This is a genomic window from Hyphomonas sp. (genome assembly GCF_040882205.1).
Classification (GTDB): Bacteria; Pseudomonadota; Alphaproteobacteria; order Caulobacterales; family Hyphomonadaceae; genus Hyphomonas.
This window is the reverse complement of the sequence record NZ_JBBEBT010000251.1, coordinates 1-17,286: the sequence shown is the minus strand read 5'-3', so window position 1 is coordinate 17,286 and position 17,286 is coordinate 1. Positions and strand designations below refer to the sequence as shown.

General features: G+C 63.7%; 20 protein-coding genes. 13 read left to right on the top strand and 7 right to left on the bottom strand.

Going from position 1 to position 17,286, the window contains the following annotated elements; genetic code table 11:
• Positions 1 to 162 precede the first annotated feature (162 nt).
• Positions 163 to 771: a ribonuclease HII gene (gene rnhB / locus WEA77_RS10725; RefSeq protein WP_368067870.1), complete on the bottom strand. Its 609-nt coding sequence runs from the start codon at positions 769 to 771 to the stop codon at positions 163 to 165.
• Between the two features lie 262 nt (positions 772 to 1,033).
• Here rnhB and WEA77_RS10720 point away from each other — a divergent pair, with 262 nt between their 5' ends.
• Together WEA77_RS10720 and WEA77_RS10715 are read left to right on the top strand one after the other, a co-directional pair.
• A complete protein-coding gene (locus WEA77_RS10720) occupies positions 1,034 to 1,198 on the top strand; it encodes a hypothetical protein (RefSeq protein WP_368067869.1) in 165 nt (54 codons plus the stop codon).
• 304 nt (positions 1,199 to 1,502) lie between these two features.
• The gene (locus WEA77_RS10715; RefSeq protein WP_368067868.1) at positions 1,503 to 2,276 is read left to right on the top strand and encodes an SDR family NAD(P)-dependent oxidoreductase; all 774 of its coding nucleotides are present in this window, start codon (positions 1,503 to 1,505) and stop codon (positions 2,274 to 2,276) included.
• 130 nt (positions 2,277 to 2,406) lie between these two features.
• Here the strand turns inward: WEA77_RS10715 and WEA77_RS10710 are convergent, their stop codons facing one another.
• Complete coding sequence (locus tag WEA77_RS10710; RefSeq protein ID WP_368067867.1) at positions 2,407 to 2,838, bottom strand: hypothetical protein; 432 nt, start codon at positions 2,836 to 2,838, stop codon at positions 2,407 to 2,409.
• Between the two features lie 72 nt (positions 2,839 to 2,910).
• Entirely contained in the window at positions 2,911 to 3,894 is a 984-nt protein-coding gene (locus tag WEA77_RS10705) for an alpha/beta fold hydrolase (protein WP_368067866.1), read from the bottom strand.
• 138 nt (positions 3,895 to 4,032) lie between these two features.
• On the opposite strand from WEA77_RS10705, the gene WEA77_RS10700 reads away from it, so the two are divergent.
• From WEA77_RS10700 to WEA77_RS10670, 7 genes are all read left to right on the top strand, one after another.
• Positions 4,033 to 4,806 carry a TerC family protein gene (locus WEA77_RS10700; protein ID WP_368067865.1) on the top strand — a complete coding sequence of 258 codons (774 nt, stop codon included), beginning with the start codon at positions 4,033 to 4,035 and terminating at the stop codon, positions 4,804 to 4,806.
• A gap of 56 nt (positions 4,807 to 4,862) precedes the next feature.
• Positions 4,863 to 5,651: an enoyl-CoA hydratase/isomerase family protein gene (locus WEA77_RS10695; RefSeq protein WP_368067864.1), complete on the top strand. Its 789-nt coding sequence runs from the start codon at positions 4,863 to 4,865 to the stop codon at positions 5,649 to 5,651.
• A complete protein-coding gene (locus tag WEA77_RS10690; RefSeq protein WP_368067871.1) occupies positions 5,573 to 6,259 on the top strand; it encodes a hypothetical protein in 687 nt (228 codons plus the stop codon). Before WEA77_RS10695 ends, WEA77_RS10690 begins: the two co-directional genes overlap by 79 nt.
• A gap of 4 nt (positions 6,260 to 6,263) precedes the next feature.
• On the top strand, positions 6,264 to 7,241 hold the full coding sequence (locus tag WEA77_RS10685) for a quinone oxidoreductase (RefSeq protein ID WP_368067863.1): 978 nt from the start codon (positions 6,264 to 6,266) through the stop codon (positions 7,239 to 7,241).
• Positions 7,242 to 7,301: 60 nt separating this feature from the next.
• Positions 7,302 to 7,775 (top strand): hypothetical protein, encoded by a 474-nt coding sequence (locus WEA77_RS10680; RefSeq protein ID WP_368067862.1) that lies wholly within the window; start codon positions 7,302 to 7,304, stop codon positions 7,773 to 7,775.
• Positions 7,776 to 7,831: 56 nt separating this feature from the next.
• The gene (locus tag WEA77_RS10675) at positions 7,832 to 8,530 is read left to right on the top strand and encodes a hypothetical protein (RefSeq protein WP_368067861.1); all 699 of its coding nucleotides are present in this window, start codon (positions 7,832 to 7,834) and stop codon (positions 8,528 to 8,530) included.
• A gap of 142 nt (positions 8,531 to 8,672) precedes the next feature.
• Entirely contained in the window at positions 8,673 to 9,158 is a 486-nt protein-coding gene (locus tag WEA77_RS10670) for a TspO/MBR family protein (protein WP_368067860.1), read from the top strand.
• Here the strand turns inward: WEA77_RS10670 and WEA77_RS10665 are convergent.
• Together WEA77_RS10665 and WEA77_RS10660 are read right to left on the bottom strand one after the other, a co-directional pair.
• The gene (locus WEA77_RS10665) at positions 9,155 to 9,973 is read right to left on the bottom strand and encodes a hypothetical protein (RefSeq protein ID WP_368067859.1); all 819 of its coding nucleotides are present in this window, start codon (positions 9,971 to 9,973) and stop codon (positions 9,155 to 9,157) included. The genes WEA77_RS10670 and WEA77_RS10665 overlap by 4 nt on opposite strands.
• Positions 9,974 to 9,977: 4 nt before the next feature.
• Entirely contained in the window at positions 9,978 to 10,190 is a 213-nt protein-coding gene (locus tag WEA77_RS10660; protein ID WP_368067858.1) for a DUF2093 domain-containing protein, read from the bottom strand.
• A gap of 156 nt (positions 10,191 to 10,346) precedes the next feature.
• On the opposite strand from WEA77_RS10660, the gene recA reads away from it, so the two are divergent.
• The 3 genes from recA (at position 10,347) to WEA77_RS10645 (ending at position 15,328) form a co-directional block, all read left to right on the top strand.
• Entirely contained in the window at positions 10,347 to 11,441 is a 1,095-nt protein-coding gene (recA, locus tag WEA77_RS10655) for a recombinase RecA (protein WP_368067857.1), read from the top strand.
• A 272-nt stretch (positions 11,442 to 11,713) separates the two neighbouring features.
• Positions 11,714 to 14,356 carry an alanine--tRNA ligase gene (gene alaS, locus WEA77_RS10650; RefSeq protein WP_368067856.1) on the top strand — a complete coding sequence of 881 codons (2,643 nt, stop codon included), beginning with the start codon at positions 11,714 to 11,716 and terminating at the stop codon, positions 14,354 to 14,356.
• 186 nt (positions 14,357 to 14,542) lie between these two features.
• Positions 14,543 to 15,328 (top strand): hypothetical protein, encoded by a 786-nt coding sequence (locus WEA77_RS10645; protein ID WP_368067855.1) that lies wholly within the window; start codon positions 14,543 to 14,545, stop codon positions 15,326 to 15,328.
• Positions 15,329 to 15,367: 39 nt separating this feature from the next.
• Here WEA77_RS10645 and WEA77_RS10640 read toward each other — a convergent pair whose 3' ends face one another.
• Positions 15,368 to 16,225, bottom strand: coding sequence for a nucleotidyl transferase AbiEii/AbiGii toxin family protein (locus WEA77_RS10640; RefSeq protein WP_368067854.1), 858 nt, complete (start codon positions 16,223 to 16,225; stop codon positions 15,368 to 15,370).
• Positions 16,218 to 16,907, bottom strand: coding sequence for a hypothetical protein (locus WEA77_RS10635; RefSeq protein WP_368067853.1), 690 nt, complete (start codon positions 16,905 to 16,907; stop codon positions 16,218 to 16,220). Before WEA77_RS10635 ends, WEA77_RS10640 begins: the two co-directional genes overlap by 8 nt.
• A 114-nt stretch (positions 16,908 to 17,021) precedes the next feature.
• Here WEA77_RS10635 and WEA77_RS10630 point away from each other — a divergent pair.
• Positions 17,022 to 17,286 (top strand): hypothetical protein (locus WEA77_RS10630; RefSeq protein WP_368067852.1); only part of this gene is annotated, 265 nt, incomplete at its 3' end.

Genomic DNA, 17,286 nt, shown 5'->3' with positions numbered 1-17,286 from the left:
CGGAGGCCGGGCTGGCAAAATCGCGCCGGCCGGTCTGTAACGATTGTCTCGACTGGAGCATGCGGCGCCATCACCTGGCTGGGCAGGTGGGCGCAGCCCTCCTTGTACGTATGTTCGATCGGAGATCGGCGAAGCGTGTGGCGGGCAGCCGCGCGATCCAGTTCACGCCTTCCGGCGAAGCGACGCTGCGGACATGGCTTCGCGCGCCGACCTGACGGGGGCGAAACTCAGGCGGTGAATGTTGCAGGGGCCGAGGCGGCTAAGCGCTTCGGCATGGGCGGCGGTGCCGTAGCCCTTGTGCTGGCTGAAGCCGTAGCCGGGGTGGGCGGCGCAGAAGACTTTCATCTGCGCGTCGCGGTGGGTTTTCGCGAGGATCGAGGCGGCGGAGATGGCGGGCTCGGTGAGGTCGCCCTTGATGATGGCGCGGGCGGGAGCGGGCAGGTTTTTTGGGAGCGCGTTGCCGTCGATGAGGATGGCGGCGGGCGCGTGGGCGAGGGCGGCGAGGGCGCGCGTCATGGCGAGGAAGGTTGCCTCGCGGATGTTGAGGCGGTCGATCTCCTCGGGGCTGGCCTCGGCGACGGCGAAAGCAAGGGCGCGTTCGCGGATCAGTGGGGCGAGGCGGTCGCGGGCGGCTTCTGTGAGTTTCTTGGAATCGGTGAGGCCGGGAATGGGACGCGCCGGATCGAGGATCACGGCTGCGGCGGTGACCGGCCCGGCCCAGGGGCCACGGCCGGCTTCATCGACGCCGCAGGTGAGGAGGGGAGGGCGCATCGCGGTAGGGTAAGCGGGAGTCGGGGCGGGTGGCCAGACGGGGCACGCATTGACGCACGCGCGGGGCAGGATTATCGGAGCGCGCGAGATTATCCAGCGCGCACCCCGGCAACAAAAGCGGACCCGCCTTGCGGCGGTACGGGCGCGTGGGCGTGAGCGACAGGGCGGCTGAGCCCGCGTTCCCGACCGGCCCGATGCCCGCCCGGACCCCCGCGGCGGGCTTTTTCTTTTTCCCATCCTGACGGAGTGAGAAATTACACCGATGACTGATGACGTGAGCGAGACCACCGTGCGCGCGATAATGGCGTGCACCTTGCCGAAGACGGCCTGGACGCATACGGCGCATTTTGCGGCGGCGCTCTGGCTGCTGCGCCACCTGGGAGAGGTGGGCGCGCGGGCAGACATGCCGGGGCTGATCCGCGGCTAAAACGGGCCTTTAGGCGGACGGAATACGGACACCGGGGGCTATCACGAGACAATCACGCAGGCCTCGCTCACGACGGCGGCGGGGGCGATGCGTGCGGCGCCGCTGCATGTGGTGCTGGCGGAGCTGATGGCGGGGCCGTGCGGACGCTCGGACTGGATCTTTGCACACTGGTCACGCGAGATTTTGTTCTCGCCGCAGGCGCGTCGGGCCTGCGCGGCGCCGAACGTCGCGCCGCTTCCCGCGGGGTGAGGGCTGGATTTGGGCGGCGCGCAGCGCCAGCATCGGAAAAACGGAGGAGACGGTCATGGATCTGGGACTGAAGGACAAGGTGATCTTCATTGCGGGCGCGAGCCGGGGGATCGGGCAGGGGATGGCCGAGGTGCTGCTGGAAGAGGGCGCGAAGGTGGCGCTGACCGCGCGCGGTCCGCAGGCGCTGGCTGAGACGAAGGCGGATTTCGCGAAGCGCTTCGGCAAGGACAAGGTCTGGAGCTTTGCGGGCGACCTGACGCAGACAGCGCCCATCGAGGCGGCGCTGGCTGCGTGCGAGGCAGAGTTCGGGCCGATCACCGGGGCGGTGGCGAATGTGGGCTTGTCGCCTTCGCCGTTGGGGCTGCAGGTTTCGGATGACGAGTGGCAAGCCGGGCTGGACCAGAACCTTAACTCGGCGTTTCGCCTGGCGCGCGGTGCCATACCTCGCATGGCGAAGAATGGCGGCGGCAGCTTCCTGTTCATCAGCTCCATCGCGGGGCTGGCGGCGCTCGGCACGCCGCTGGACTATGGCGCGACGAAAGCGGCGGTGAACCATCTTTCGACGAGCGTGGCGCGGTTCGCGTTCGATACGAATGTCCGTGTCAATACAATCGCACCGGGCAACATCATCTTTCCGGGCAATAACTGGGAGAAGCAGTCGACCGGACCGCGGGCGGACAACTGGTGGCGCTGGATCAAACGGGAAGTACCGATGAAGCGCTTCGGCACGACGCGCGAGATCGGCGATGCGGCCGCGTATTTGCTGAGCGAGCGGGCGAGCTTCATCAACGGCGCAGTACTGGCGGTCGATGGTGGGCAGACGCGGTAGCTTTGCGCTACGCGAGGCCGCCGCTCGCGCGCCGGCAAGCGGATTTGAGAATTCTTCATTGCGCTTGGCATTTGCTTCGCAAACCCCCGGATGACGGCAAACCAAAGCACGCAGATAATCCGTTAGCGAATTATTCGAGGCCCGCGCCGACGACCGGTTTCAGGATGATCTTTTTGGTTGGCGCGGCGAAACAGTCGCCGCGCTTCATGGTGATCTTCGAGGGGAAGCCCTTTTTCTGGAACTTCAGTTCCACGATGCCCCAGCGTTCCCAGATCAGACCGTCCGGCGCGACGATGCCGGCGGCGCAGGTCTTGCCAACATAGACAGGCTCGACCCAGTAGCCCGTGAAGGTAGCGCGATTGTCGGTGTTGCCGCCGAGGCCGGGTACGAAGATGAAGGATTGTTCGACGCCCATGACAGGAGTGTAGCCGAGGACGGCGGTGTTGCCTTCATCGCTGACATAGGTGACCTGGTTGCCGTTCGGCAAGGCCCAGACTTCGTCGGCAAGCGCGGGCAGGGCCAGCGCGGCAGCAAGGACGGCGGCAGCAAGTGTGCGGAACATGGATTCGTCTCCCCAAAGATGAGCGCAGCTAATCAGACCAACGAAAAATAGATAGCCTGAATGTGCGCGCGCCTACACGACGCGGCCCTTGAGGCTGGAGAGCCAGGGCAGGAGGGCGGCGTTGACCTCGGCGGGGCGTTCCTGCTGGGTCCAGTGGCCGCAGCCGGGGAGGACGACGGCTGTTTCTAGGTTTGGAACGGCGCGGCGCATCTTGCCGATGGGGTCAGTGACCATGCCGAAGCCGTTGAAGGCTGGATCCTTGTCGCCGGCGATGAAGCAGGCGGGCTGGGTGATGGTCCGATCACGGAAGGGGGAGAGGTGTTCAAAGTCGCGCGTGTGGTTGCGATAGCGGCTGATTGGGCCGAACAGGCCGCAAGCGCGGAACTCGTTTTCGTAATAGGTGAGGTCGGCTTCTGTCATCCAGCCGGGCATCGCGGCGGGTACGGTGAGGCTGTCCATCAGCTTTGCGCTGGACGGCAGGCCAAGTTTCCATTCGCCTTCCTGCGCATCGCCGGAAATAGAATAGTAGAAGCCGGCGAGGAAGCGGCGCAGGTCTGCCTCGAGATCGGCCTCGGCGCGGCCCGGATTGCGGAAATAGGATTGGTAGAAGAACCTGTCGCGGTCGTCGAAGACGCGCTGGATGACATCGTCGAAGGAGAATTCCGGGGCGCCGTAGAAGGGCACGGAGAGGGCGGCGACGGCGGCGATCCGGTCCGGGCGGGTTAGGGCGGTGTTCCAGACCTGCGGGGCGCCCCAGTCATGGCCGATGAGCGTGAAGGGCGCGTCCGGCGAGAGGACGATGCCGACGCCGAGGATGTCGGCGATGAGGGCTTCCATACGGTAGTCGGCGACTTCCGGCAGGCGGGACGAGCCGCCATAGCCGCGCACGTCCATGGCGGCGGCGGTGAAGCCGGCTTCGGCGATGGGGGCGATCTGATGGCGCCAGGAATACCAGCTTTCCGGAAAACCATGGACCATCAGCACGAGCGGGCCCGAGCCTTCGAGCGCGATGCGGATTTCGGCCGCGCCGGCGTTGATCTGGCGGAATTCTGGCATGGGGCTCTCCCGTGGATGGCAGGATGCTGCGGCCGGTTGGGACCGCGCGCAAGACGCTCCCGAAGGGAAGGCCTTGCGAATTGGCACGGCGCAGGGTTCAGTTGTGGCATTCATCCGGATTGAAGAGGCCTTCCTCCCATGACCGAAATGCTGATGACTCCCGTCTTCTGGGGCAGCCTCGCAACCCTGACTTTTCTTGAGATCGTCCTCGGGATCGACAATATCCTTTTTATCTCGATCGCCACCGGCAAGCTCGAGGGCAAACAGCGCCAGCAGGCTCAGCGCATCGGCATCTGGGGCGCGATGGGCCTGCGCATCCTGATGCTGGGCCTTATCTTCTGGATCATCCAGCTCGATCGCCATGCCCTCTTCCATGTGCCGCCGGATGTTGCGCTGATGGTGGCGGGCGGCGACAAGCTGGCGGCGGAACATATCGGCGAGGTGACGATCAAGGACCTGATCCTCCTGACAGGGGGGCTGTTCCTTCTCTGGAAGGGAACGCAGGAGATCCATGCCTCGGTGGAGGGCCGCGGGCATGAGGAGGCCTCCGCCAAGTCCACCTTCAGCGCGGTGATCATTCAGCTGTTCATCATCAACATCGTGTTCTCACTGGACTCCGTGATCACCGCCATCGGGATGACCGATGTGCTGGTGATCATGGTGGCGGCGGTCGTTCTTTCGACGATCGTGATGGCGGTGGCGGCGAATCCGCTGTCGAAGTTCATTGCCGAGCATCCGACGACGAAGATGCTGGCGCTGGCCTTCATCCTGCTGGTCGGCGTGGCACTGGTGGCGGACGGGCTCGGCTTCCATATTCCGCGCGGGTATCTCTACTTTGCGATTGCCTTCTCGCTGGGGGTGGAGCTTCTGAACATCCGTACACGGACGAAGTTGGCGGTAAAGGGGCATTGATTCAGCCTTGCCCCTCTTCTCCCGGGGGAGAGGGGGCTTAACGGACGGAGGGAAACATGACGGCGCATCATATCAAGCTTGAAAAGACCGAAGACGGGATTGGCATCCTGACCATCGACCGCGCGGAGAAGCGCAATGCCATGACGTTCGACATGCTGCATGCCTTTATCTCGAAGGTGCGGGAGGTGGCAGCGGATGATTGTGTCCGAGCGCTGATTGTCACCGGGGCTGGCGGCACCTTCTGCGCGGGCACGGACCTTGCGGACCTTGCGACGAAGCCCGGCGCGACGCGCGGTGTGCGGGGCGAGGCGCATGAGAGCGATGTCTGGTGGCCTCTGGTATCGTGTCCGAAGCCGGTGATCGGAGCGATTGACGGATTTGCCGTCGGTATGGGCGCAGAGTTTTCCAGTCAGTGCGATGTGCGTATCGTCACGAACCGGGCACGGTTTGCCTGGAACTTCGCGCACCGGGGGCTGGTGCCGGACACAGGCGCAGGCAGCTGGATCCTGCCGCGCCTGATCGGGCACAGCCGCGCGCTGCGTCTCCTTTATTCGGGCGGTTTCCTCGAAGCGGCGGAGGCGAAGGAGATCGGCTATGCCAACGAGATCGTCGCGCCGGAAGCGCTGATGGACGCGGCGCTGACTGAGGCACGGCGGTATCTCGCCTCGTCGCCCTTCTCGATCCGCCACATGAAGGCGCTGGTCTATGAGGGCCTCGCGCGCGAGCTGCCGGAGCACATGCAGGCGCATGTGACGGCGCTGTCGGCGTGTTTCAAATCGGCGGACCACAAGGAGGGCGTTGCGTCCTTCCTGGAGAAGCGCCCGGCGAAATTTGTGGGGAGCTGATGCAGATTGCGATTCTGCTTCTGGCCGCTCTGCTGATTGGCGTGGCATCCTTGCTGGCGCAGGGCGCGGTGCCGGGAGATGTTGCGCTCACCGCGTTTCTTCAGGGCGCCGCCGGGGAGAACATCCGCTGGTCTTTGTGGCTCACTGATACGGCGAAGACGCCGATGCTGTTCGTGACGATGATTTTTGCGGCAGCTCTGGCATTTGCTTGCGGCGGCGTGCGGGCAGCACTCTGCATTCCGCTCGCCTTCGCGCTATCCTGGGCATCCGACAAGCTGCTCCGTATGCTGATTTTTGTGCCGCGGCCAGACGCTGATATCGTGACGGTCGCTGCGCCGAACGTGTCAAGCGGCCTGCCATCGACCTTTGGTCTCGTTTACGGCGCACTTTTCGGCGCAGCGCTGATGGCCAGAGGCGCCGCGCCGCTGCAACGGGCCGTCCGGGTTCTGGTTTTTCTGGTACTGCTTGCGGGGTTTGCCGCCAGAATCATACCTGGTGGGCATTGGCCCAGTCAGATGCTTAGTTCATTGCTGTTCGGAACAGGGCTTGCGGGAGCATCCCTGCGGCTGTGCAGCAAAGTACCCCGCGCCCCCAGGCAACGAGGATAGATCTATGAGCCTTCCTAATTCCTATGCGATCCGGATACACGAGACGGGCGGGCCGGAGGTGTTGAAGGTGGAAGCAGCGGCGCCGCGCGCGCCTGGGCCGGGCGAGGTGCTGGTGCGCCAGACAGCGGTGGGGGTGAACTTCATCGACACCTATCATCGCACGGGCCTCTACAAGATGCCGCTGCCCTTTGTTCCGGGGTCTGAAGGTGCAGGGATCATCGAGGATGTCGGCGAAGGCGTGGAGCATGTCGGGCCGGGCGACCGTGTCGCCTATACCGGGCGCGGCACCTATGCGACGCACTATACCGGGCCGGCCGCCGGCGTCGTGCCGCTGCCGGCAGGGATCAGTGACGATGAGGGCGCCGCGATCCTGCTGAAGGGTATGACGGCCTGGATGCTGCTGGAAGAAATCCGCCCTTTGCAGAAGGGCGAGACAGCGCTCATCTGGGCACCGGTTGGCGGGGTTGGCTCGCTGCTGACACCCTGGGCGAAACATCTTGGGGCGCGGGTGATCGCGGTAACGTCGAGCGCCGCGAAGGCCGAGCGCGCGAAGGCACTCGGCGCGGATGAGATCGTGGTTGGCTATGATGATGTGGCGAAGCGGGTGCGTGAACTGACGGGCGGCAAGGGCGTCGATGTCGTGTATGACAGTGTCGGCAGAATTTCGGCTGAGGCATCGCTGGCGAGCCTGCGGCCGCGCGGCTGGTTCATCACCTATGGCAATGCGTCCGGCGCAGCAGAACCGATCCCGCCGGGGCGACTGGCGGCGGGCGGCTCGCTGGTCATGACGCGGCCGACGCTGTTCAATTTCACGGACACGCCGGCCTCGCTGGCGCGCGCGTCCAAGCGCTTGTTTTCGCTGGTCGAAAAGGGCGTGCTGAACGCCGACATCGGCCAGCGATTTGCGCTGAAGGACGCGGCCGAGGCACACCGCGCGCTGGAAAGCGGCACAACCACCGGGGCGACGTTGCTGGTGCCCTGAGCCGTTTCATCATTGTGCCGCAATCGGGGCTCTCGTTCGAGGCATAACGGGGAGACGGTGATGAAGGCGATCTGGGTTGCGATACTGGCCGCGGGGCTCGCTGCGTGTGTGCATGAGACAGCCGGGCCGAAGACGCTGACCGAGATGCACCCGCAGTATACCTGGCAGTACGAGCCCGGCGCAGAGCTTCAGGCGGTGATGGCGAAGGACGTGAGCCGCATCGCGCGCGGAGAAGGCAGGGCGGCGATCCTCGCGCAACTCGGCGAGGCGGGCTATGAGTGCACCTATGGCGAGGCACATGCGGACTATCCGGAGCCGATGGCGGTCTGCACCCGCAGCTTTGCCACGCGCGCCTGCCAGTTCGACTGGGAAGTCTCGCTGACCAGCGATCCTGCAAAACCGGACAGCGTGGACAATACCGGGGCAAGCTTCCGGCGCGACTGTGTTGGCACGGCCGATGACTGGCCGGAGCCCATGAACTCGGCCATTGACGATCAGCTGGCGCCAGCGCCGGAGAGTGAAGAGACGTATTGAGTCCACTGATTCAGGGCTCTGGACGCGGCAGCTGTGCCCGCTAGGCTGAGTGCCTGATGAAACAAGTGGAACCGATGATGCGAACAAGAGCCGCCGCCCTGCTGATGCTGGTTCTTGCGCCGTTCGCCTCTGCCGATGACGTGCCGGGCATGGGCGCGCTCAACGATGCGATGAGCGGGCTGTTTGTCGTAATCCCAACCGATCCGTCCAATGGCGCCTCGATGATGGAAGTCGTGAAGGGCACGGACGGCACCGAGCAGCAGGTGGTGGTGGCCTTCCTGGACGCCGGCGATGCGGCCCGCACGGCAGAGAAGGCCGGGCTGGCAGACCGGGCCGAAGGCCGGCTGGTCAACGCGGCCGAACTGATTGCGATGGCCAAGGGCAAAATCATCTGGCGGACCAATGCGGAAAACGCGATTCTGGTGAACGGCGACGAGACCCGCCCGCCGCTGTTCTATGTCACGGGCGCCGGCGATGACCCGCTGATCCAGCCCGTGGAAGGCAAGACCCGGATCGTTTTCTATACGGATGCGATGGCCGCCGATGCGGCCCGCGTAGCAGCGCAGAACAGTCTCTCGGCGGCGGGCGAGCCGGAGGAGCTTTCGGTGATCGCGGCGGACATGATAAGCATCCTTGAAGGCATCGGTTCAGGCAAGGTGAAAGATGCCTACATCGCCTCGTCGCCGACCGTGATCATCTGGGCGGCCCAGTGGGATCAAGGCAAACGGCTGATCCGGGACTATAGTCCGAACTAGTCAGGCGCAGGCCGATCGCCTCGGATCAGGGCATGCGGGCAAGGTGCGCCGGTTGCCCGGATGCGAAATGCGGTGTTTTCCTTGTTCTGCTGCGGCCCACCCCATATCCTCGCAAGGCGAAATGCTGTGAGGATACCGGACGATGCTGACGCCTGAAAACCTGATCGCGCTGGCGGTGTTCGTGCTGGCAAACCTCGCCGCCGCCTCGAGCGGCGCGGTCTTCCGGCCGGGCGACTGGTATGCCGCTCTCGCCAAGCCGCCCTGGACGCCGCCGAACTGGGCCTTTCCGGTGACATGGTCTTTACTGTTCGTGCTGAACGCCGTGTCCGGCTGGCTGGTCTGGAAGACAGTTGGGGCAGACGCGGTCTGGCCATTGGCGCTCTACGGCGTGAGCCTTGCGATCAACGCCAGCTGGTCCGGCGTATTCTTCGGCCTGCGCCGGATGGGGCTCGGTTTTGCCATCGTCGCAATGCTCTGGCTGTCGATTGCGGGGGTGATGGCGGCGTTTGCGCCGGTCAGCGCGGTCGCTGCCGCGATGCTGGCGCCCTATCTCCTTTGGGTGACGATTGCCTCGGCGCTGAACCTTCGCGTCTGGCAACTCAATCCGCAGGCCCGCGCGCCGGCTTAGGCGCCGGGTGGGCCGGTGATGGCCGTGACCGCGCGGCCTGCATCGAGATGGATCAGTGTGCCGGGGCGGCGTCCGCCGGCGATCATCCGCCGGGTCAGGCGCTCGTAATGCTGGATGAAGCGCAAAACCCAGTCGCGGCGCTCTGCGGGCATCGCCTCATCGCGCGCCTGCCAGAGAGACGCCTCCTGCTGTAGACGCCAGTCCGCCACACAGGCGTTCCCCGGCGCAGCGAGGTGGCAGTATCCGTCCGCGCGGTCCCACAGATCAGCATAGGGGCCGGCGAGGGCGTCCTCCTGATAACGCCGCCAGACGCCGCCAGCGTCCGAGGCTTCGATCTGGTTCAAGGGCGGTGCATCCGGCGCGGCAGGATCCGGCAGGGCGCCCATCAGCCAGCCTTCTACGACGATGGCGGCGGGCCGGCCTGTGAAGCGGCGCCAGTCGCAGGGCGCGGCGCGGTCGTCGGCGAGCTTGTCGAACACCGGCAGCGGCGTGACCGTGTTGTCGTTCGCGGCGCGCAAGGCGTTGATCGCGGCTTGCAGGAGGGCGAGGTCATGCGTGCCCGGCGGGCCGCGCACGTGCAGCAGCGGACTGACGCGGCGGGCGAGCTCGGCGCGTTCGGCGCGGGTGAGATAGAAATCGTCCAGTCCGAGGCCGGCAACAGGCGGGACAAGCGCCGCGCAGGCAGCGGCAAGGGCCGTCGACTTGCCGGCGCCCTGCGGGCCGGAGAGGAACAACAATGGGACATGGCCGGGCGCGGCCGCCGCGATGGACCGGGCGATCCAGTCCTGCACGGCCAGCACAATGGCCTTCGTCAACCGGTCAGCCTTTGGCGTAGGCGAGCCGCTGGGCGGCCGCTTCGGCGTTCCAATAGGCTTCCTGCAGGTCGACACTCCAATAACGCAGCGCACCGATGGGAATCGGTCTACCCGTTACCGCGCAGGTGACATAGCTGCCGGGCGAGAGGATGTCGTAATCATTGTCGCCATAGCGCAGGCGGGCTTCGCCGCCGGAATTTCCAGATCGTGTAAGCATGGCGCGCACCATGCCCGATGCAGGGGCGGAAGAAAAGCCGCTCCGGCAATAAGTTTCTGCTTTGTTCTGCGGAACAAATAGTGTACGCCCGATCTCAGCACGGCAATCGGGGGCCTTGCCAAACCGACCCCCATGGTAGACCTAGGAGACGAACCAATGACCAAACCTGCTCTCGCGATCGTGCAGAAGGAAACCGGCGTGGATAAGCAAAAAGCGCTCGAAACAGCGCTCGGGAACATCGAGCGCTCCTTCGGCAAGGGCTCTGTGATGCGCCTTGGCGACAAGAAGTCGATGGATATCGAAGCGATCTCGACCGGCTCGCTCGGCCTCGACATTGCGCTCGGCATCGGCGGCTTGCCGAAAGGCCGGATCATCGAGATTTTCGGTCCGGAAAGCTCGGGCAAGACGACGCTGGCGCTGCACTGCGTGGCGGAAGCCCAGCGCAATGGCGGCGTGTGCGCCTTCATTGACGCCGAGCATGCGCTGGATCCCGTCTATGCCGGCAAGCTGGGTATCGACCTGGACGACCTGCTGATTTCGCAGCCCGATTCGGGCGAACAGGCGCTTGAGATTGCCGATACGCTTGTGCGGTCCGGCGCCGTGGACCTTCTGGTCATAGACTCGGTTGCGGCCCTCACGCCGCGTGCGGAACTTGAAGGCGAGATGGGCGATTCGCTGCCCGGCCTGCAGGCCCGCCTGATGAGCCAGGCCCTGCGAAAGCTGACGGGTTCGATTTCCAAGTCGAAATGCATGGTGATCTTCATCAACCAGATCCGCATGAAGATCGGGGTCATGTTCGGCAACCCGGAGACTACGACCGGCGGTAACGCCTTGAAATTCTACGCTTCTGTCCGCCTTGATATCCGCCGCATCGGCCAGATAAAGGACCGTGAGGAAGTGATCGGCAACCAGACGCGCGTCAAGGTGGTCAAGAACAAGGTCGCCCCGCCGTTCCGGCAGGTCGAGTTCGACATCCTCTATGGCGAGGGCATTTCCAAGACCGGCGAGCTGGTCGACCTTGGCGTCAAGGCCAATGTCGTCGAGAAATCAGGGTCCTGGTACTCCTACAATGGCGAGCGCATCGGTCAGGGACGCGAAAAGGCCCGCCAGTTCTTGAAGGACAATGTCGCGGTCGCCAACGAGATCGAGGACGCCATTCGCCGGAATGCAGGTCTTCTTGCAGAAGAACTCCTTGCGGCCGGGACGAATGCCGCCGAAGATGACGAAGAGCCCGACGCCGCCGAAGGTTGATCCTGGCGGGTCTGGACCAGATACGGTTTCGCGGTTTCCCGCCGTAACACGGGAGGCCGCTGGTCAGGCCGGCGCGCGGGGTAATTTGCGCGCGGTACCGGTCCGGCAAGCTTCCGGCCTATCGATCTCCGGGCCGGAAGAGTCCCCTTTGCGGCGCGCCTTGTCTTGGCGTGCTGCAAAGGGGCCTTTATATCGCCTCTGTAATCCTGGGCACGCCTCGGCTAAGGCGTGCCCTCGAACCGTTCAAGTTTGGCAAGGACCAGAAGCGAAACATGCAAGGCGTCAACGAAATCCGGGAAACGTTCCTCAGCTTCTTTGAGAAGAACGGCCATACACGCCGCCCATCGGCGCCGCTGGTGCCGCAGAACGATCCGACCCTGCTGTTCGTCAATGCCGGCATGGTCCCGTTCAAGAACATCTTCACAGGCGCCGAGACGCCGTTTGCGCCCCGCGCCACCACCTCGCAGAAATGCGTGCGCGCCGGCGGCAAGCACAATGATCTTGACAATGTCGGCTATACCGCCCGCCACCACACCTTCTTCGAAATGCTGGGTAATTTCTCCTTCGGCGATTATTTCAAGGATGACGCGATCCGCCTCGCCTGGGAGCTGATCACCAAAGATTACGGGCTGGACCCGAAACGCCTGCTCGTCACGGTCTATGCCGAGGACGAAGAGGCGGCAAAGATCTGGAAGAAGGTCGCCGGCTTCGACGATTCGAAGATCATCCGCATCGCCACCAGCGACAATTTCTGGTCGATGGGCGATACCGGCCCGTGCGGCCCCTGTTCGGAAATCTTCTTCGACCATGGTGACAAGGTCGCCGGCGGCCCGCCCGGCAGCGCCGATCAGGACGGTGACCGCTTCATCGAGGTCTGGAACCTCGTCTTCATGCAGTTCGAGCAACACGAAGGCGGCAAGCGCACGAGCCTGCCGAAACCGTCTATCGACACCGGCATGGGCCTCGAGCGCATCGCGGCTGTGCTGCAGGGTCAGCACAATAATTATGATATCGACCTGTTCCGTACACTGATCAATGCTGAGGAGGCTGTCTACGGCCAGGAGGCCGCCGGCGATAAGGCGGCCTCGTTCCGCGTCATCGCAGATCATCTGCGCACCTCGGCTTTCCTCGTGGCGGACGGCGTGCTGCCCTCGAACGAGGGGCGTGGCTATGTGCTGCGCCGGATCATGCGGCGCGCCATGCGTCACGGCCACATGCTCGGCGCGCGCGAGCCGGTGATGCACAAGCTGGTGCCCGCGCTGGTGTCCGAGATGGGCAAGGCCTATCCGGAACTCGGACGTGCCCAGGTTGCGATCGAAGCCGCCATCGAGCAGGAAGAGGCCCGCTTCCAGCGCACGCTGGGCAATGGCCTGTCGCTCCTCGACAAGGCGCTCGCGGAACTGACACCGGGCGCTGCGCTGCCTGGCGATGTGGCGTTCAAGCTGTCGGACACTTACGGCTTCCCGCTTGACCTGACGCAAGACATCCTGCGCGGGCGCGGCCTTGAAGTGGATGTTGCCGGCTTCGACGCCGCGCTTGATGTGCAGCGCGACGCGAGTCGCGCCGCCGGCTTCTCCTCGGGCGACCGAGCGACGGAAGAAATCTGGTTCGAAGCGCGTGCCAAGACCGGTGCCACGAAATTTGCGGGCTATGGCGCAACGTCGGGGGACGGAAGACTTGCCGCGATCGCCGCGGGCGGTTCGCTGGCGCAGGAACTTGTGCCGGGCGAAGCCGAACTCGTGTTCGACACGACGCCCTTCTACGCCGAATCCGGCGGCCAGGCGGGCGATCATGGCGAGATCATATTCGATGGTGGCGCGCGTTTTATCGTACGCGACGTGCAGAAACGCGCCGGCGATGTGCATGTGCATATCGGCGAACTGGTTTCCGGCAGCGTGAGACTCGCCGCCAAAGGGCAGATGAAGGTCGACGATGTCCGCCGCAAGCAGGTCATGGCCAACCATTCGGCGACCCACCTGATGCACGCCGCGCTGCGCATGGTGCTCGGCGCGCATGTCACGCAGAAGGGCTCGCTCGTCGAGGCGGACCGGTTCCGGTTCGACTTTTCGCACGGCGCGCCCATGACCCCCGCCGAGATCGAGGCGGTGGAAGACGAAGTCAACGCGCAGATCCGCGCCAATATCGAGACAGGCATCAAGGTGACGAGCCCGGAAAAGGCCATCGAGGCCGGCGCGCTCGCATTGTTCGGCGAGAAGTACGGCGATGAAGTCCGTGTACTGTCGATGGGCGAGCCCGGCGATGGCGGCCGTTCGTATTCGGTGGAGCTCTGCGGCGGCACGCACGTCACACGCACCGGAGATATTGCTGTGTTCGCCATCCTGTCGGAAGGCGGCGTTGCCGCCGGTGTCCGGCGGATTGAAGCGGCGACCGGCGCCGAGGCGCTGAGCTATCTCAAGGGCCGCGCGCAGATTGCGGCGGATGTCGCCAAGAGCCTGAAAGTGCCGCTGAAGGACCTGCCACGCCGCGTAGCCGTGCTGACGGAAGAGCGCCGCACGCTGGAACGCGAACTGAACGACGCCAAGCGCAAGCTCGCGCTGGGCGGCGGCGGCGGCGCGTCTGGCCCCGAAGTCATCAATGGCGTGAACCTGATCGCGCGGGTCGCGGACGGTGTCGGCAGCAAGGACCTGCGCCCGCTGGTCGAGGAAGCGAGAGCCGGCATCGGCTCGGGTATCGTGGTTTTCGTCGGCATCGAAGGCGGCAAGGCCGGCATCGCGGTCGGCGTCACGAAAGACCTTACGGCCATGCATTCCGCAGTCGATCTCGTGAAGGCCGCGGCGGCGGCGATGGGCGGCTCGGGCGGCGGCGGACGCCCCGACATGGCGCAGGCTGGCGGTTCGGATGTCAGCAAGGCCGACGAGGCGCTCGAAGCCATTCGTGCAGTGCTGCGAGGTTAGAGTTCCGCTCAAGTGGGCGCCGGTTGAGCGCAGCAATTCGTGACAAGTCAAAAAACCTGGACCAAGCGACCTGATTCCATCACATCGCTTGCTCCAGAGCTTCGCTGGCACCATTTCACCAATTGAAGTGACAGCTTTCGGGAGCTGCAGTTGATTTGGTCAGCGGGCCGTCTAGTGTCACATTCCATGACCCGTAACCTGCCGGCAGCGAGCCTCATCCTGATTGCAATGCTCTGCGGCTGCGCAATGAGCATCAGTGAAATTGCGCTGACGAAATTCCCGGCTTCGCCCGTCGAATACCGCAACTATAACCAGGTCTATCATCCTCTCGAAGGGCACCAGCCGTCAAAGTTTCCGCCGGGCTTCGAGTTCCGGTTTGCGGCGGTAGAGCCGCAGCCAGACGGCTCCATCGTGCAGAAACTGACGCAGACCTGGGGCTCCGCAATCAAGTGGGAGCAAGAGCGCCTGCGCGGCTTAACGCAAGGCAAGTATGTGGTGGAGTCCACCATCTCCGAAGTCTGGCCGGGGGTCGTTTATGCGCCGCTCTGGCTCTATTCGGAAGGCAGCGCCGAAAGCGGGCATGAGTTCGATTTCGAGTACATGAACGGACGGCTCGAATACAACCTGCACAATGGCAAAGGCGGCTTTCAGATGCGGTCGGTGAAGAAGGATCTCGCCGGGCACAGGGTGCGCTGGACCATAGAGCGCCGGCCCGGCCGGGTCACCATGTCGGTTGTCAGCCTGACCGACGGGTGGAGCGACCGGCTGGTCGTGCAGCCCAGGACCGTTGCAGGATGGGCCAGCAAGACGGGTGCGCCGCCGGACCTGCGCTTCCCGCCGGATTCAATTCCGATGTTTCCGTTCACGGAACTCTGGCGCTGCAATGCACCGGGCTGGTGCGGGGCGTGGAAACCGCTTGCGCCGGGGCAGACGATCGACATGACCCTGCACGGTTACCAGTTTTCGCGTTGATTGCGGATTGTCCGGCTCGACACGATCTTCATCGAGGTATCAGTCCGGCGTCTCAATCAGTCTTTGCAGCTTCGTCAGGAAGAAACGCTCGCTCCACAGTTCGAGGGATTTCAGTTCCGCCGGCTTGAGGAAGCGGCGGACATCCTTCTTTGCTTCATCCCAGTTGATCGAACTTATCGTTCCTGAAAGTTGCTGTTCGATCCACTGCTTGTCCACAGTCAGCCCGGCGTCATCCGACCACGGACCGAACTGTTTCAGTGCTGCTTCAAGGTGCACAAGGTTCGGGGACACACCCCTGCTGACATACCAGGAAAAATCATACCAGTCGCGCCCCTTGAGGAAGCCACGGCAAAGCAGTGCATGTATTTTCAGCGCGAAGTTCGAAGCGAGGTCCTGATGCTGGACTTCATAATCGGTCGGAAAATCCAGGTAAGTCCATGTGTTTTTTGAATGAACGGGCGGCTCGACATCAATTTCAAGCTTTATGGTTATTTTCTCGCCCGTCTGCCGCCCGGCAAAGGCGAGGTCCAGCTGATTGACGACTGAGGTATCCTTCAGCACCGCGGCGCGGATTCGTTTGTCCATCGCGCCCTTTGCGCGGGCTTCGGGCTTGATGCCGAAGGTTTCGAATGTCGCCATGAGCGCATCAAGATAAGGCGCCCAGTCGAAGTCCGGATCGGGTGCGATCAACATAAAGTCGAGGCCTTCTGAAAACCGGGGCAGTGCGTGCAGAATCCGCAGGCTCGTTCCGCCCTGGAAGACGGCTGTTTCGAAGAAGTCAGCCCTCCACAGGCCATAAAGCGCGATTTCCTGCATGATCTCCTTGATCGCATTCTCTTCCTCGATCCGGTTCGAGGCAGAATAGGACCTGAGTTTTTCCTGGATTAGGTTAATCAATGCTGGTCTCCTTCCGGCGCGGATGCGCAGACTTCAGGCTGAGCACTGCGGTTTCGAACTCGTCGAGGAAGCGGCGAGCCCGCTTGTGTTTGTAGACAGGCCGCAGCGATGAGAAATCCGATTTTCTCAGGGTTTCGAGGTTGGCGAGATCGATACGCAGCCCGTCCTCAATCCACCCCATCCCCTGCCAGTCGGTCTTCCTGAACGCGACGAGGTCCATGAGTGCCCTGAGGGGCTGCGCGACTAGGGCGATGGAGGCACCCATCGTGACCCGGTCGACGCTGATCAGAAAGCCATACTTTTTGATAGCGATGGGATTGAAGCTGAAATGGCCAAAGACATCTGTCTCGCGCTCGATCGTTTTGCGATCCGGCGTAACACTGGTGGTCGTATACACCGCTTCGGGGATCCAGCCATGGAAGGAGAGTGCGGACTCGAAAGAGATATAGCTGCCGGGTCTGAGCGACTGCGCGACGACAAAAGGATGGATGGAGAGCGGCTGCCTGGTGGATATCGCATACAATCCGCGTCTGATCCGGATGAGCGATCCATCCTTCAAAGCGCGGTTGACGAGGCCATAGCGGCTCGCATCCCCGCCGCCGACAATGCGCGAAAGCTGCGTTTCGGTCAGGATGCGATCTCCGTATCCGGCGCTCTCAATGGCATCCACCAACCTGCTCATGAAATTCTATATACTTCCAAAAAATGAAAGTTTCAAGAATTTATTTCTTGGCTTTCGAGCCTTGATAGGTGACGGGTTTCTTGCGGAGGCAATACGCTGTCCACTCAATATATAGTGTGCCATGATATTTTCGCGGGAGGCGGCGGAGGCGCGCTGGCCGCGCATGCCCGCTATGTGGCCCGGGATGCTGCAAGGGCCGAAGAGCTGGACCTCCCGACCCCTGAGCGGTCCTTTGGTGCAGCGCGCGAGGCCGCCGAAGACGCTGCCCGCGCGCATGCGGATTATCTCGCGCGGGGCAAACAGCAGCGGCATCCCTTTTACGACCATGAAGGGGACGGTACCGATTGCGGCGCCCGCGCGGCCGAATGGGCAAAGTCCG

What these genes read in the sequence shown, in the direction of transcription:
- rnhB (WP_368067870.1), bottom strand. Translation starts at nt 771, where the DNA reads ATGCGCCCTCCCCTCCTCACCTGCGGCGTCGATGAAGCCGGCCGTGGC.
- WEA77_RS10720 (WP_368067869.1), top strand. Translation starts at nt 1,034, where the DNA reads ATGACTGATGACGTGAGCGAGACCACCGTGCGCGCGATAATGGCGTGC.
- WEA77_RS10715 (WP_368067868.1), top strand. Translation starts at nt 1,503, where the DNA reads ATGGATCTGGGACTGAAGGACAAGGTGATCTTCATTGCGGGCGCGAGC.
- WEA77_RS10710 (WP_368067867.1), bottom strand. Translation starts at nt 2,838, where the DNA reads ATGTTCCGCACACTTGCTGCCGCCGTCCTTGCTGCCGCGCTGGCCCTG.
- WEA77_RS10705 (WP_368067866.1), bottom strand. Translation starts at nt 3,894, where the DNA reads ATGCCAGAATTCCGCCAGATCAACGCCGGCGCGGCCGAAATCCGCATC.
- WEA77_RS10700 (WP_368067865.1), top strand. Translation starts at nt 4,033, where the DNA reads ATGACCGAAATGCTGATGACTCCCGTCTTCTGGGGCAGCCTCGCAACC.
- WEA77_RS10695 (WP_368067864.1), top strand. Translation starts at nt 4,863, where the DNA reads ATGACGGCGCATCATATCAAGCTTGAAAAGACCGAAGACGGGATTGGC.
- WEA77_RS10685 (WP_368067863.1), top strand. Translation starts at nt 6,264, where the DNA reads ATGAGCCTTCCTAATTCCTATGCGATCCGGATACACGAGACGGGCGGG.
- WEA77_RS10680 (WP_368067862.1), top strand. Translation starts at nt 7,302, where the DNA reads ATGAAGGCGATCTGGGTTGCGATACTGGCCGCGGGGCTCGCTGCGTGT.
- WEA77_RS10675 (WP_368067861.1), top strand. Translation starts at nt 7,832, where the DNA reads ATGAAACAAGTGGAACCGATGATGCGAACAAGAGCCGCCGCCCTGCTG.
- WEA77_RS10670 (WP_368067860.1), top strand. Translation starts at nt 8,673, where the DNA reads ATGCTGACGCCTGAAAACCTGATCGCGCTGGCGGTGTTCGTGCTGGCA.
- WEA77_RS10660 (WP_368067858.1), bottom strand. Translation starts at nt 10,190, where the DNA reads ATGCTTACACGATCTGGAAATTCCGGCGGCGAAGCCCGCCTGCGCTAT.
- recA (WP_368067857.1), top strand. Translation starts at nt 10,347, where the DNA reads ATGACCAAACCTGCTCTCGCGATCGTGCAGAAGGAAACCGGCGTGGAT.
- alaS (WP_368067856.1), top strand. Translation starts at nt 11,714, where the DNA reads ATGCAAGGCGTCAACGAAATCCGGGAAACGTTCCTCAGCTTCTTTGAG.
- WEA77_RS10645 (WP_368067855.1), top strand. Translation starts at nt 14,543, where the DNA reads ATGACCCGTAACCTGCCGGCAGCGAGCCTCATCCTGATTGCAATGCTC.
- WEA77_RS10635 (WP_368067853.1), bottom strand. Translation starts at nt 16,907, where the DNA reads ATGAGCAGGTTGGTGGATGCCATTGAGAGCGCCGGATACGGAGATCGC.